Genomic DNA, 13,445 nt, shown 5'->3' on the forward strand with positions numbered 1-13,445 from the left:
AACACAGAAGTTCAATCCCCCACGGATGGGGGATTGAACCCGTTTGTCGCTCCCGTTCAAAGAGCCGTTGCCTTCGTTAAAGCGCTAAAGCAGCGATCGGCGGCGGCGCTTGCCGAAAAACAAGCCGCCGGCGTCGTCTTACTTTTTGATCCAGTGCATCATTTCGCGAAGCTGACGGCCGACCGTTTCGAGCTGATGCTCGGACTCGCGGCGGCGCGTAGCGGTGAAGAACGCGCGGTTCGATTGGTTTTCGAGAATGAAGTTGCGCGCGAACGTACCGTTTTGGATATCTTCGAGCACCTTTTTCATTTCTTTCTTCGTTTCGTCCGTTACGATGCGAGGCCCGGTTACATAGTCGCCGTACTCGGCCGTGTTGGAGATCGAGTGGCGCATAGCGGCAAGACCGCCTTCGTACATCAGGTCGACGATCAGCTTCAGCTCGTGCAAGCATTCGAAGTAGGCGATTTCCGGCTGGTAGCCCGCTTCCACGAGCGTTTCGAAGCCGGCTTTCACGAGAGCCGACGTACCGCCGCAAAGAACCGCTTGTTCGCCGAACAGGTCGGTTTCCGTTTCTTCGCGGAACGTCGTTTCGATAACGCCCGCACGGGTGCAGCCGATTCCTTTCGCATAAGCGAGGCCGAGATCCTTCGCTTTGCCGGAAGCGTCTTGGTAAATGGCGATCAAGCCCGGAACGCCGAAGCCTTCGACGAACACGCGGCGAACGAGGTGACCCGGCGATTTCGGAGCGACCATGAACACGTCGGTGTCCGGAGTCGGAACGATTTGGCCGAAGTGAATGTTGAAGCCGTGCGAGAAGACGAGCGCTGCGCCTTTTTTCAGGTTCGGCGCGATTTCTTCGTTATATACTTTCGCCTGCGTTTCGTCCGGCATCAAAATTTGCACGAGGTCGGCGCGGCTTGCCGCTTCCGCGACGGATACGACTTCGAAGCCGTCGTTTTTCGCCTGTTCCCACGAGCGGCCTTGACGAAGACCGATAATGACTTTTACGCCGCTGTCGCGCAAGTTTTGCGCTTGAGCGTGGCCTTGGCTGCCGTAGCCGATAATCGCGACCGTTTTGCCGGAAAGCACGCTAAGATCTGCATCTTTTTCATAATACATCGTTACTGCCATTGGATAAGTTCCTCCTTGATCTTATTAACAACCCTGTAAGTGGGCGTCCGAACGGGCGAACGAGTCGGTTGCCGTTTCGTACATCGGGGGCTCGTCCGCTCGGACCCCCACTTACGGATTGCCTATGTTCGAGTGCAGCGAGGGCGCGAACGCATGCGCCCCAGCCGTCTTACTTCGCCGCGCCGCGAATCATCGCGGTGACGCCGGTTCTGGAAAACTCGCGGATGCCGTAAGGCTTGAGCAGCTCCGCCATCGCGTCGATTTTGTGCGTATCGCCGACGACCTGCACGACGAGCGACGACGGTCCGATGTCGACGACGGCGGCGCGGAACGTCTCGACGACGCCGAGAATTTCCGGCCTCATGCCCGGTTCGGCGCTTACTTTAATGAGCGCCAGCTCGCGGGCGACCATCGGGTGCGAGCTCAGATCGACCACCTTGATGACGTCGATCAGCTTGTACAGCTGCTTCTGCACCTGCTCCAGCGTCCGCTCGTCGCCGGTCGTCACGATGACCATCCGGGAAAGTCCGGGTTCCTCGGACTCTCCCACGGTAATGCTTTCGATATTGAAGCCCCGGCGTCCGAACAAGCCGGAAACGCGCTGCAAAACGCCGGGCTGATTGTTGACCAAAACGGATATCGTATGCTTCGTCTCGCTCATTCCGAATCCCCCAGTAACATCTGACTTAAAGTGCTGCCCTGCGTAACCATCGGGTAGACGTTCTCCCCTTTGCGCACGACGAAGTCGATGACGACCGGACCCGGCGTTTCAAGCGCCTCCTGCCATGCTTTGCGGGCTTCTTCCTTGTTCGTCGCCCGCAGTCCTTTCACGCCGTACGCCTCGGCCAGCTTCACGAAGTCCGGGCTGCCCGCCAGGTCGATATGGCTGTACCGGTTGTCGTAAATGATTTCCTGCCACTGCCGTACCATCCCGAGCACCTGGTTGTTGATGATGACGACTTTGACCGGAATGTTGTTGATGGCGCAAATCGCCAGCTCCTGGGCGCACATTTGCATGCCGCCGTCGCCGTTGATCGAGACGACCAGCTTATCCGGATTGCCCATTTGCGCGCCGATCGCGGACGGGAAGCCGAAGCCCATCGTGCCGAGTCCGCCGGACGAAATAAGCGAGCGCGGGTGCTGGAACTTGTAAAACTGCGCCGCCCACATTTGATGCTGTCCGACGTCGGTCGTTACGATCGCTTCGCCCTTCGTCGTTTCGCTGATCATTTCGATAACGAACTGCGGCTTCAGCTCCTCGTCCGAATCGCTGTACTTGAGCGGGAATTGCGTCTTGAGCAGGGCGATTTCGGCGATCCATTCCTTCGAGCGGGCCGGCTTCGCCTTCAGGTTGGCCAGCTGCAGCACCGCCTTGACGTCGCCGACGACCGGAATGTCCGTCTTGACGTTTTTGCCGATTTCCGCCGGGTCGACGTCGATATGGGCGATCGTCTTCGCGTTCGGCGCGAAGCCGTCCAGCTTCATCGTCACCCGGTCGTCGAAGCGCGAGCCGATCGAGATGAGCAGATCCGCGTTTTGGATCGCATGGTTCGCCGTATACGTGCCGTGCATGCCGGGCATGCCCATCCAAAGCTCGTGCGCGCTCGGGAATCCGCCCAAGCCGAGCAGCGTCGTCGTGATCGGAATATGCGTCTTGTTCACGAACTCGACGAGCTCCGGCGCGGCGTTCGCGTAAACGACCCCGCCGCCGGCGATGATGACCGGACGCTCCGCTTCCTCGATCGCCTGCAGCAGCTTGTCGATTTGCAGCTTGTTCGGCTGCACCGTCGGATTGTAGCCGCGAATGTTGACCGAATCGGGGTAAACGAACTTCGTTTTATGCGCCGACACGTCCTTCGGAATATCGATCAAAACCGGACCTTTGCGGCCCGTATTCGCGATGTGGAACGCCTCGTGAACGATGCGCGGCAAGTCTTCGACTTTGCGCACCAAGTAGCTATGCTTCGTAATCGGCATCGTGATGCCGGTAATATCCGCTTCCTGGAAGGCGTCGGTCCCAATGGCGCTCGTAGCTACGTTGCCGGTGATGACGACGAGCGGCACCGAATCCATATAGGCGGTGGCGATCCCGGTGACCAGGTTCGTGGCTCCCGGTCCGGACGTCGCGATGCAGACTCCGACTTTCCCGGTAGACCTCGCATATCCGTCGGCGGCGTGGATCGCGCCTTGTTCGTGGCGGGTGAGCAAATGCTTGAAATCCGGATTGCCGTGCATCGCGTCGTAAATGTACAACACGGCGCCGCCCGGGTAACCGAAGACGCAATCCACTCCCTCCAAAAGCAGCGAACGAAGCAAAATCTCCGAACCGGAGATGACGTCCGGCTGAAGCAGCTTATGGCGAAGTTGTTCCTTAGACAGTGTAGCTTCCATTTGAGCACACATAAGTGACCCTCCTCTCAAAGTTTAGACAAACGAGTGCGCGCAGGAACGAACAAAAAAACCCTTTCGCCCGCGGCGCACGAATGCGCGAACGGGACGAAAGGGTTATCTCTTCCGTGGTACCACCCAAGTTTGCCGCATGCCTCACGACATACAGCCTTAGCAAGTGCGGGACGCCTCGAGGTCGTCCGATACTTGCGGCACGGTAACGTGTGCCATCCCGATTTCCCCTAATAGCGCGGCATCCGGTCGGGACGGCCGTCGTTCAGGGAAACAGCTCCGAGGTGAGCTCGTCGACAAGGGATTATGGCTTAGGTTTCAGCACATCCTTAAGCTCTCTGGTACATAAGAGCCCTTATCACTTCGTCCTCTTCATAGCCGATAACGCAATGGTTTGAATAATGTTAGGTTTAATTATAACATTCGCGCCCGAATAGTCAATACCTTTGTTTTTCCCCCGGCGGCCCGGACTTATCACGAATCGGACGCGCCGGCTCCTTCCGCCGGCGAAGCGGGATGACCCGGCTCGCCGCCGCTGCAGGCCGGTTAACGGTCTCATGGGGCGGGGCCGCTAATTCGGCGACGGCAAGTCGCATTGCTTCATGCCGCCGCAAAACGAAAAAACCGCCCTCCCGGGCGGCTTCGATTGGCGTTACGCGTTCACTTTTTGCTTCGCGGCGTTGGCCAGGCTCGTGAATGCTTTCGAGTCGTTGACGGCCAGATCGGCGAGCATTTTGCGGTTCACTTCGATGCCGGCCAGCTTCAGGCCGTGCATCAGCTTGCTGTAAGACAAACCGTTCAAGCGGGCGGCCGCGTTGATCCGCACGATCCACAGCTTGCGGAAGTTGCGCTTCGTTTGACGGCGGTCGCGGTACGCGTACATCAGCGATTTGAGCACTTGCTCTTTCGCCGTTTTAAACAGTCTATGTTTGGAGCCGTAATAGCCTTTCGCGAGCTTCAATATTTTTTTGCGACGACGTGCGCGGACGATACCGCCTTTTACCCTTGCCATTTGTAAAATACCTCCTGATCGTTATTGAGCCTCGGCCGGCTCTCGGACATGTCGAATTTGCGCTTATTTCAGGTTGGCGATTTGCTGCTTCAGGCGAGCCACGTCGCCGGACGCCATGATCGGCGATTTGCCCAGGCGCTGCTTTTGGCTTTTGCCTTTGCCGAACATCAGATGGTTTTTGTACGCTTTGTATCTTCTGACTTTACCGGTACCGGTAACTTTGACGCGGTCTTTCAAGCTGCTGTGCGTTTTCATCTTAGGCATTATGGGAAGTCCTCCTCGTAGAAATTAGCTTTGCGGTTTCGGCGACAAAATCATGATCATGCTGCGGCCTTCCAGCTTCGGCCGGCGTTCGACGATCGAGTCGTTCTCGACTTCGGCCGCCATCCGCTCCAGCACCTTTTGCCCGATGTCGGCGTGCGTAATTTCGCGCCCGCGGAAGCGGACGGTCAGCTTCACTTTATCGCCGTCAGCCAAAAATTTAATGACGTTGCGAAGTTTGGTCTGGAAGTCGTGCTCATCGATCGTAGCCGTCAGACGAATTTCTTTGATTTCGACGATCTTTTGATTTTTGCGGGCTTCCTTCTCTTTCTTCTGCATCTCGTAGCGGTATTTGCCGTAATCCATAATGCGGCAAACCGGCGGTTTTGCGGTCGGAGCGACATTCACGAGATCGAGATTGGCGTCGGCCGCAAGCTGCATCGCCTCGCGGAACGGCTTGATGCCGAGCTGCTCTCCGTCGGGCCCGATAAGACGTACTTCCTTCGCGCGAATTTCGTCATTGATCAAATGGTCCTTACTAATCGTATTCCACCTCCTAGTAGTCCCCCAAAAGCGACGTGAAGCTTCGAAGGTTCGTCCGGGTACTTTGGGGTGCCCCCGGAAAACCCGTCAAACAAACAAAAAAGATGCGGACGACAAACGCCCACATCTTACGATGACAATAGAACACTGCAAAGGTTCCGTTCCGTCGTATATACCCGCCGATCGTGTCGGCCAAGGTGAGAAGCGGGCGCTTCTGCTTGTTTACGCTATGAACACCTTCATACTATACCATTGCCGCTATTATTTTGTCAACTTACACCTGCTTGCTCTTCACGTCTTCGAAGCGGATGACGCGGGTATGCTGCGTATGGCTCCACTGCTTGTTGTTTTGCGTGAAAAACGCGTACAGCGTAATCGGCCACCACGACGCCAAATAAACGGGGTACAAAATGAGCGACGCGTACATTTTCCACGACTTCACTCTCTCGAACGCCATCGCGAGCGGGAAACCGAGATAGACGAGCATCGTGACGACGACCATCAGCCAAGTCGGCAAATAATCGTAAAGCGACGTAAAGTGGCGCGTTCCCGGCAATGCGACGTCAACCCACAAAATGGCGCTGAAAATGAAGCCGAGCAGCACGTTGTAGACGTTGAACGTGTAAATGGCGGTGTCGATCTTCGCCCAGCTGCGCTCCCTGATGCCCTGCCACAGCAGCGGGAAGAAGTACCGGCGCGCGACGTCGAAATGTCCTTGCATCCAGCGAAGCCGTTGTCTGGCCGACGCCTTGAACGTCAGCGGCTTCTCGTCGTACACCTTCGCTTCGTAGCACATCGTCGGATTGATGCCGCGCTTCACGCAGCGGACCGTAAATTCCAAGTCCTCGACGAGGCTCGTCGCGCCCCAGCCCATTTCCTTGAGCAGGTTCGATTCGAAGCACATGCCGGTGCCGCCGAGAAAGTTGGCCAGCTTCAAATTCGTGCGGGGCAGCTGCCACAGCCGGTTGCAAAACCAGTACGTGATGGCGTAAGCGGCCGTAATCCACGAATCTCCCGGGTTTTTCGTGTCCAAATAAGCTTGAACGACTTTCGAGCCGGAGCACAGCTCGTTGTTCATATGCTGCAGGAAGTCCGGATTGACGAGGTTGTCGGCGTCGAGAATGACGACTCCGTCGTACGACTTCGGCATTTTCCAAAGCTCTTTCAGCATCCATTCGATCGCGTACCCTTTGCCGCGAAGGCTCGGATTGTTGCGGACGCAAGCGTATACGCCCATCTGTCTCGCAATGTCGGCCGTGCGGTCGGTACAGTTGTCGCAAATGACGAAAACGTCGTACAGTTCCTTCGGGTATTCGAGCTGCTTCAAATTGTCGATCAGCGCCCCGACGACCTTCTCTTCGTTGTGGGCGGCTATAAGCACCGCGAATCGTTTTTGGGCGTTAAAGTGCGCCGTCCGCTTTTTCCGGTAAAACCCGAAGAACGAGAAAAACAGCGAATATCCTCCGAGTAACGCCAGAAGCACCTGCACGGCAAGAATGATGATGTCCAGCATGATGTTGACCCCCTTACACCCGAATGTTCTCTCTGCAATATGGTTCGGTGTATGTTTTTGGTTTTCTGACGTAGCCGAATATGATTTTCCCCTGTTTGCAGCCATTTGTCAAAATCGTTATTCCGCTCGATTCTGTCGGATTGATGAGGAAAATCGGTATTGCGGCAGGAGGAAACGAAGGACTCGCGGGTTCCAGCAGATTCCTTCTTATTTTCATCCAATTGCGCTAATTTTACTATTCGATTACAGAAATGTTACAAAACCATTATTTGCCGCGTCGGGCCGTCGTCCCCCCTATTATACTTGGCAGCCCGTCCGGAACACAACCTCATGAAGGTCCTATTTTTGTTCATACAGTTCGGACCGATTCGACTTTTCCGGACGACTTCCCGCTTCTTGCGCCGGCGGCGTAGCCAGGAACCGGCATTACCCGACAGCCGGCAGCGCCAGGGATGCGCTGCCCGAACAAAACGGGGCAGCCGCATTCGAAAAAAAGCGGTCTACCCATAATAACGCACAATCCCCCCGAATGGTTACAAACAATATTTCGCCCGACCGGATTAAAGCGTTTTCGATCCGACTTTCGCATTTCCTTTCGATCCGCAAGGCCGATTTTATATTCCCCTAACAATTGTAGCTTACAATTAGCGCGAATATACTTTCGAGCCGCATTTTGTCCGGGAGGGATGAACCGCATGAGCCGCGTAGTCAGTTGGCTGCAAATTCGGGAGCAGCAGCTCTTCTATATCGTCAACCGTAAAATGAGGCATAGCGCCCTGGACCGTTTTTTCGCCGCCGCGACCCATCTGGGCGGAGCTTCGGTCACGATCGCCGCGACGCTTCTCGTCGCCTTGTTCGGAAGCGGGAGCTGGCGCCTGGCCGGGCTGGAAAGCTTGATCGCGCTGGCGGTCAGCCACGTGCCGGTCGCCGTCGTCAAGCGGACGTACCCGCGCAGACGCCCGTATCTCGTCCTGCCGGAAACGAACATTTGCAAAAATCCGCTCACCGACCACTCGTTTCCTTCCGGTCATTCGACGGCCGTATTTTCCGTCGTCGTGCCGTTCGTATGCGCCGCCCCGGCGCTCGGCTTCGTTCTGCTGCCGCTCGCCGGGCTCGTCAGCCTGTCGAGAATTTATTTGGGGCTGCACTACCCTTCGGATTGCGCGGCCGGCATAGCGCTCGGAACGTGCGCCGGTCTCGGGGCCGTCGCCTGGTTCGCTTGAATCGGTCCCACACCGGCTTTATCGCCCCGTTTTTACCAATCGAGGCAAAAACCGGATATCCTTTTCGCCGGTTCAAGCATCCGATTGCCATTTGTGGTATAATATCCTTGTACGTGCCCGTATTCATTTTTATTTCCTGAAGGTCAGGTGACGATCTTTGCGAAAGAAACGGATCTTGCTGCTTTCCGAAGGATTCGGAGCCGGTCACACGCAGGCGGCGCACGCTTTGTCCGTCGGGCTCCGCAAGCTTTCGCCCGATCTGCAGACGCGCGTTCTGGAGCTCGGCAGCTTCCTCCATCCGACGCTTGCGCGTTTCGCGGCATCGGCTTACCGGAAAACGATCACCTCTCAACCGAAGCTGTACGGCTATGTCTACCGCAAGCAGTATAAAAAATCGCTGAACCGGCTCGCCCGAATGGCGCTCCATCGGCTATTTTACGGACAGACCCTGGAAGTGATCAAGCAGCTCAGGCCCGATACGATCGTCTGTACCCATCCGTTCCCGAGCGCCGTCGTGTCGCGGCTGAAACGCGCCGGGCTATCCGTTCCGCTGTGCACCGTCATTACGGATTACGACGCGCACGGCACGTGGATCAATCCCGAAGTCAACAAATACCTCGTTTCGACCGAGGAAGTGAAGCGCAAGCTGCTGCAGCGGGGCGTTCCGGATTCCCATATCGAAGTGACCGGCATTCCGGTGCACCCGAACTTTTGGCAGCATCACAACAAGGAAGAGCTGCGGCTCCGGTTCGGCTTGCAGGCGATGCCTACCGTTCTCGTGATGGGCGGCGGCTGGGGACTCGTGCAGCATGACGACATGCTGCAGCATATGGCCCAATGGCGCGACCGTCTGCAGTTCATTTTCTGCATGGGCAGCAACAAAAAGGCGCTCGAGCGCCTGAAGGCCGATCCGCGCTTTACGCACCCGAACATTCGTCTGCTCGGGTTTACGCGGGAAGTCGACAAGCTGATGGACGTCTCCGACCTGCTCATTACGAAGCCGGGGGGCATGACGTGCACGGAAGGGCTTGCGAAAGGACTGCCGATGCTGTTCTACAGCCCGATTCCGGGCCAAGAGGAAGAAAATTGCCAATACTTTACCGAGATGGGGCTCGGCGAGCCAATCAAATCGCTGGCGACGCTCGACTACTGGTTCGAAAAGCTGACCGCCCCGTCCTCCGGTTCGACACGGCCGCATGGCGCGGCGCTCGATCCGATCGCGTACAATCCGAGCACATGCCACCAAGCGATCATGCAAATGTTGTCGTAGGAGCGACCCGGATCGATTTAAGGAATTTTCAACAATAAGAAAAGCTTCCGATCGAAGCCTTTTCTTGGCGGCAGCTTGTTCTTGGTAAAGAAGCTCGCACTCCGTTTTAGCACTTGGTTCTTTATCGATAAAAAAACGTCCCGTTTCCTGTCGGAGAAGGGACGTTTTCGTTTTCGGGGACGCGAAATCGCAGTATCCGCTCCGCCGTCCGCTGTGGTATTCTGGGGCTAGACTCGCGATGGGCGAAGGGGAGCGAACGCATCGATGGATTTCACTTGGGGGCAAATCGCGCTGGCCCTGCTGGCCGCCGTCATGACCGGATTTTCCAAAACGGGCGTGCCGGGCGCGGGCATATTCGGCGTTGCCATCATGGCCGCCGTCTTCCCCGCGAAGCAGTCGGTCGGCATGCTGCTGCCGATGCTCATAACGGCCGATATCGTCGCCGTCTCGTATTATCGGAAAGCGGTCGTCTGGAACCATTTGATCGTGCTGATCCCTTGGGTGCTGGCCGGCATCGTCGCCGGATTTTTCGTCATGGACCGCATCGGGGACGGACAGCTGTCGGTCATTCTGGGAGCGCTTATCGTCGCCCTGCTGGCGCTTCATATGGTCCGGGACCGGCTGGAGCGCAAACTGAACTACCCGTTCACGCAGACGGCGTATTTTCAGGCCGCGCTCGGCATTTTGGCCGGCTTTACGACGATGGTCGGCAACGCCGCGGGAGCGATCATGACCGTCTATTTGCTGTCCAAAGGGCTGCAAAAGAAAGAATTTATCGGAACCGGGGCATGGTTTTTCCTCGCCGTGAACGTGCTCAAAGTGCCGTTCAACGCATATCTCGGCTTGATTACCGCCGACACGCTCGTATTCGCCGCCTGGATGGCGGCGCCGATCTTGATCGGCACCTGGGCCGGCATCCGGCTCGTGCCGCGCATCCCGCAGCGATGGTTTCAAGCCGCCATACTGATTTTGACTTTGCTCGGAGGGCTCAGGCTGCTGTTCGCCTGACGTGAGGCGACAAGCTTGTCCGGCCGAAAGCCGGATCGCGGCCCCTCCGCGAAGCTTGGCGGCGATACGAGCCCGCCTTTGCCGAAATCTTGCGCTTACGGCTGCCGTTCGGCGAGCGCGAGCGACGCCTCGTGCTCCGCGAGCGCTTCTTGGCCGATAACGGCTTCCAGACGGTAAATCGGCATTTGCTGCTCGTAAAATTTGCTTTCGTACTCGGTCATCACGTTGTCCGGGGCCGGGCCGTCCTTATGAAGATCGAGCGAAATGCGGCGCAGCCGGATGTTGAGGTCGGCGAACGAATTCAGCGAAAACTCGAACAACGGCCGGGAATCGGTCTTGAAATGAATTTCCCCGCGGCTGTCCAGCAGGCGAACGTATTGGCGCACGAATCCGGCATGCGTCAGCCGCCGGCGGGCATGCCTTTTTTTCGGCCACGGGTCGCTGAAGTTCAAATAAATGCGGCGCAGCTCGCCCTCGTCGAACACGTCGGCGATCCGCTCGATATTGAACAGCGCGAGCGCAAGGTTGTCCGGGGCGCTTCCGTCTTCGCGGCCCGCCGCGGCCCGCGCCTTCTCGCTCGCCCGGCGGATCAGCTCGTCGTACATGTCGACGCCGATAAAGTTGCAATCCGGGTGCAGCACGCTCATCTCGCTGATGAATTTCCCTTTCCCCATGCCGAGCTCGACATGGATCGGCTTCTCGTTGCCGAACCTTTCGGCCCAGCGTCCTTTCCATTCCGCCGGATTCAAGACGACGAGATCGTGCTGGCTTTCGATCGTCTCGCGTATCCCTTTCCTGCCTCTCAAACGCATGCGGCTCTTCCTCCACGAATTCGTTTGCTACGTATACGAATACTCATCTTAGACGATTTCCCCGCAAAAGAAAAGAGCGCTGCCGTCGCCGCCGGGCCGGGCCCGGCGGTGATCAAGCGGCGCTCTTCGCAAACGAGCCTGCTTTTGCGGTTCGATTAAACGTCCAGCGAATGGTAATGCACGTGATCGCTGTGCGGGATCATTTTGCGTTCGAGCACTTTCCGCACTTTTTTCTTCGCGCTGAGCGCCACTTTGCTTTCCGGACGGAACCGGATGCCGCCGCCGAGCGCCATCGCTTCTTTAACCGTCAGTTCAATCGTAATCGTTTCGTCGCCGTTCGGAATTTCAAACGCTGCGTTCATGGACTTCACCTCGTCAAAGTATTTGGTACAAGTATGCCCTGAATCGACGAATCCCAGATCGAAAGCTGCGAAAAAGTGCTGCGGATTCAAGCGCTTTCTTCATGTTCAATAGTAACACATCATGTAAGGTTTCGCAAGAGAAAACGGCGTAATATCAAGCCTCTTTTTGCATCGGAAGCTTGCCAAATTGCAGCAAAATCGGCGTCGAAGCGGCACCGTCAGACACGGTGCGCGCTCCGGTATTGGGACGGGCTCGTCTTCATTTCCTTCGAAAAGACGCGGCTCAAATAAAACGCGTTCTGATAGCCGCACAGCTCGGCGATCCGCTCGAGCGGCTCGTCCGTTTCGGCCAGCATTCGCCTCACTTTGTGCAGACGGACGCCGGTCCAATATTTGACCGGGGAGATGCCCATTTCCTTCTGAAATTTACGGGTGAATTGCGACTGGCTCAAGCCGACGAGCGCGGCGACCGATTGCATCGAGATGTTTTGGCAGGCCCGTTCGGTAATGTAGCGGACCGCTTCGTCGATCACCGGATCCCGCGGCCTTCGCTCCTTGCGCCGGGCCGCGCGCTCCCCGATATATTGGTACAGCATGTCGCAGATCAAATGCTCCAAGTAGTGCAGCGACACATGGTCGCGGCCCTCGCGCAGCGCCGTCAAAGTCGACAGCAGGCGGGCCGTATCGCGAAACGGGAGCTTGCCGGAATGCGGAAACTCGAGCGGCCCTTCGGGCGACGAAACGCCGAGCCGGAACTGCAAATAATGGAAATCGAGCGTCCCGATCGCCTCCCGGCGAAACGGCACGCCCGGCGGACAAAGCACCGCTTCGCCCGCTTTCGCTTCCCCGGACTCGCCCGCCACTTCGAACTTGAACGTTCCTTTTTCGCTTGCGATGATCGCCCACCCGACGTACGTTTCCTCGGGCAGCCGGAAGCTCGTCCGGTTTTGGGAATAGGAGTGGGCGAGCAGCTTCGCCTCGATTTTCGTTATTTTCGCATGCAGCAACGTTCATCCCTCCGCACCTGCAAAAAAGTATAAGCAAATCAGCAATCCAATGCATGTTCTTCATCATTATAAAGGTATACGATACAAACAAGAAACGGTAACCAAACAAAAAAGTGAAGGAGCGAGCGGAATGAGCAACACGTTGACGTATGCCGGGCTGGACGAATTCAAACAAAAAGGGTATCTCGTGCTGCGGGGGGTGTTCAGCCGGGAAGAAACGCAGCTGTGGAAAGCCGAAACGAACCGGCTGCTACACCTGGACGACCGCATGATCAACCCGCTGAACGTTCGCGTCGGCTTCCGCAAAGTGGGAGACGCGAACCGGGTCGAAAAGTTCGATCCGCTCGTCGACATTTCTCCGGTTTTCGCCGAGCTTGCGAAAGACGAACGGATTTTGACGCCGCTGCGCGACATTTATCTCGACGAACCGCTGCTGTTCAAAGACAAGCTTATCTTCAAGCTGCCCGGGATGAGCGGTTACACGATGCATCAGGACGCGGCCTGGTGGCAGGGCTTCCCGATCGAAGGGCTCGTCTCGGTCATGGTCGCGGTCGACGGCGCTTCCCGCGCCAACGGCGGACTCGAGCTGTTTCCGGGCTATCACGACCGGCTCCGGTCCACGCCCGGCGAGCTGCGCAACTTAACCGAAGCGGAAATCGCCGAAATCGATCTCGCCGCGGGCGAGCTGGTCGAAACGGAGCCCGGCGACATCATTCTGTTCCATTCGTTCACCCCGCACCGCAGCGGCCCGAATACGGCCGATTACAGCCGGACGCAGCTGTACTTGACTTATTCGCCGTCCAAAAACGGCCAGCTGTATAAAGCGCATTATCAGCACTTCGTCCGGTACGGCTCGCGAAATAAAACGGACGATACGATCAGGCAAAGCTACTTTTTGTAACG

The 13,445-nt window shown here is 57.1% G+C and carries 14 protein-coding genes and 1 other annotated feature; of the genes, 4 read left to right on the forward strand and 10 right to left on the reverse strand.

From position 1 onward, the window contains the following. Window positions 1-138: 138 nt before the first annotated feature. The 7 genes from ilvC to PV407_RS06655 all read right to left on the reverse strand — a co-directional run bounded on the left by ilvC (window position 139) and on the right by PV407_RS06655 (window position 6,860). A complete protein-coding gene (gene ilvC / locus PV407_RS06625) occupies window positions 139-1,131 on the reverse strand; it encodes a ketol-acid reductoisomerase (RefSeq protein WP_332089111.1) in 993 nt (330 codons plus the stop codon). Between the two features lie 169 nt (window positions 1,132-1,300). After that, on the reverse strand, window positions 1,301-1,792 hold the full coding sequence (ilvN, locus tag PV407_RS06630) for an acetolactate synthase small subunit (protein WP_332089113.1): 492 nt from the start codon (window positions 1,790-1,792) through the stop codon (window positions 1,301-1,303). Beyond that, entirely contained in the window at window positions 1,789-3,534 is a 1,746-nt protein-coding gene (gene ilvB, locus PV407_RS06635) for a biosynthetic-type acetolactate synthase large subunit (RefSeq protein ID WP_332089115.1), read from the reverse strand. The genes ilvN and ilvB overlap by 4 nt, the downstream gene beginning before the upstream one ends. A 649-nt stretch (window positions 3,535-4,183) precedes the next feature. Then, window positions 4,184-4,543 carry a 50S ribosomal protein L20 gene (rplT, locus tag PV407_RS06640; RefSeq protein WP_332089116.1) on the reverse strand — a complete coding sequence of 120 codons (360 nt, stop codon included), beginning with the start codon at window positions 4,541-4,543 and terminating at the stop codon, window positions 4,184-4,186. 63 nt (window positions 4,544-4,606) lie between these two features. Then, complete coding sequence (rpmI, locus tag PV407_RS06645) at window positions 4,607-4,807, reverse strand: 50S ribosomal protein L35 (RefSeq protein WP_332089117.1); 201 nt, start codon at window positions 4,805-4,807, stop codon at window positions 4,607-4,609. Window positions 4,808-4,831: 24 nt separating this feature from the next. Next, entirely contained in the window at window positions 4,832-5,332 is a 501-nt protein-coding gene (infC, locus tag PV407_RS06650; RefSeq protein ID WP_332089119.1) for a translation initiation factor IF-3, read from the reverse strand. A gap of 107 nt (window positions 5,333-5,439) precedes the next feature. Then, window positions 5,440-5,573: a sequence feature (ribosomal protein L20 leader region), on the reverse strand. Between the two features lie 48 nt (window positions 5,574-5,621). Next, window positions 5,622-6,860, reverse strand: a complete 1,239-nt coding sequence (locus PV407_RS06655; RefSeq protein WP_332089120.1) for a glycosyltransferase family 2 protein — start codon at window positions 6,858-6,860, stop codon at window positions 5,622-5,624. Window positions 6,861-7,555: 695 nt separating this feature from the next. Here PV407_RS06655 and PV407_RS06660 point away from each other — a divergent pair. The 3 genes from PV407_RS06660 to PV407_RS06670 all read left to right on the forward strand — a co-directional run bounded on the left by PV407_RS06660 (window position 7,556) and on the right by PV407_RS06670 (window position 10,361). Then, window positions 7,556-8,083, forward strand: a complete 528-nt coding sequence (locus tag PV407_RS06660) for a phosphatase PAP2 family protein (RefSeq protein ID WP_332089121.1) — start codon at window positions 7,556-7,558, stop codon at window positions 8,081-8,083. 157 nt (window positions 8,084-8,240) lie between these two features. Beyond that, a complete protein-coding gene (locus tag PV407_RS06665; RefSeq protein ID WP_332089122.1) occupies window positions 8,241-9,353 on the forward strand; it encodes an MGDG synthase family glycosyltransferase in 1,113 nt (370 codons plus the stop codon). Between the two features lie 264 nt (window positions 9,354-9,617). Beyond that, a complete protein-coding gene (locus PV407_RS06670) occupies window positions 9,618-10,361 on the forward strand; it encodes a sulfite exporter TauE/SafE family protein (RefSeq protein WP_332089123.1) in 744 nt (247 codons plus the stop codon). A 95-nt stretch (window positions 10,362-10,456) separates the two neighbouring features. On the opposite strand, the gene trmB is transcribed toward PV407_RS06670, so the two are convergent. The 3 genes from trmB to PV407_RS06685 all read right to left on the reverse strand — a co-directional run bounded on the left by trmB (window position 10,457) and on the right by PV407_RS06685 (window position 12,542). Then, complete coding sequence (gene trmB / locus PV407_RS06675) at window positions 10,457-11,173, reverse strand: tRNA (guanosine(46)-N7)-methyltransferase TrmB (protein WP_332089124.1); 717 nt, start codon at window positions 11,171-11,173, stop codon at window positions 10,457-10,459. 155 nt (window positions 11,174-11,328) lie between these two features. Next, entirely contained in the window at window positions 11,329-11,535 is a 207-nt protein-coding gene (locus PV407_RS06680; protein ID WP_332089125.1) for a hypothetical protein, read from the reverse strand. A gap of 218 nt (window positions 11,536-11,753) precedes the next feature. After that, window positions 11,754-12,542: an AraC family transcriptional regulator gene (locus PV407_RS06685; protein ID WP_332089126.1), complete on the reverse strand. Its 789-nt coding sequence runs from the start codon at window positions 12,540-12,542 to the stop codon at window positions 11,754-11,756. Between the two features lie 130 nt (window positions 12,543-12,672). Here PV407_RS06685 and PV407_RS06690 point away from each other — a divergent pair, with 130 nt between their 5' ends. Beyond that, window positions 12,673-13,443 (forward strand): phytanoyl-CoA dioxygenase family protein, encoded by a 771-nt coding sequence (locus PV407_RS06690; protein WP_332089127.1) that lies wholly within the window; start codon window positions 12,673-12,675, stop codon window positions 13,441-13,443. Window positions 13,444-13,445: the final 2 nt, after the last annotated feature.

The organism is Paenibacillus sp. GYB003, from assembly GCF_036577625.1.
GTDB lineage: Bacteria > Bacillota > Bacilli > Paenibacillales > NBRC-103111 > Paenibacillus_AB.

Coding starts and splice junctions, on each gene's coding strand:
- ilvC (WP_332089111.1), bottom strand. CDS start 1,131: ATGGCAGTAACGATGTATTATGAAAAAGATGCAGATCTTAGCGTGCTT.
- ilvN (WP_332089113.1), bottom strand. CDS start 1,792: ATGAGCGAGACGAAGCATACGATATCCGTTTTGGTCAACAATCAGCCC.
- ilvB (WP_332089115.1), bottom strand. CDS start 3,534: ATGTGTGCTCAAATGGAAGCTACACTGTCTAAGGAACAACTTCGCCAT.
- rplT (WP_332089116.1), bottom strand. CDS start 4,543: ATGGCAAGGGTAAAAGGCGGTATCGTCCGCGCACGTCGTCGCAAAAAA.
- rpmI (WP_332089117.1), bottom strand. CDS start 4,807: ATGCCTAAGATGAAAACGCACAGCAGCTTGAAAGACCGCGTCAAAGTT.
- PV407_RS06655 (WP_332089120.1), bottom strand. CDS start 6,860: ATGCTGGACATCATCATTCTTGCCGTGCAGGTGCTTCTGGCGTTACTC.
- PV407_RS06660 (WP_332089121.1), top strand. CDS start 7,556: ATGAGCCGCGTAGTCAGTTGGCTGCAAATTCGGGAGCAGCAGCTCTTC.
- PV407_RS06670 (WP_332089123.1), top strand. CDS start 9,618: ATGGATTTCACTTGGGGGCAAATCGCGCTGGCCCTGCTGGCCGCCGTC.
- trmB (WP_332089124.1), bottom strand. CDS start 11,173: ATGCGTTTGAGAGGCAGGAAAGGGATACGCGAGACGATCGAAAGCCAG.
- PV407_RS06680 (WP_332089125.1), bottom strand. CDS start 11,535: ATGAACGCAGCGTTTGAAATTCCGAACGGCGACGAAACGATTACGATT.
- PV407_RS06690 (WP_332089127.1), top strand. CDS start 12,673: ATGAGCAACACGTTGACGTATGCCGGGCTGGACGAATTCAAACAAAAA.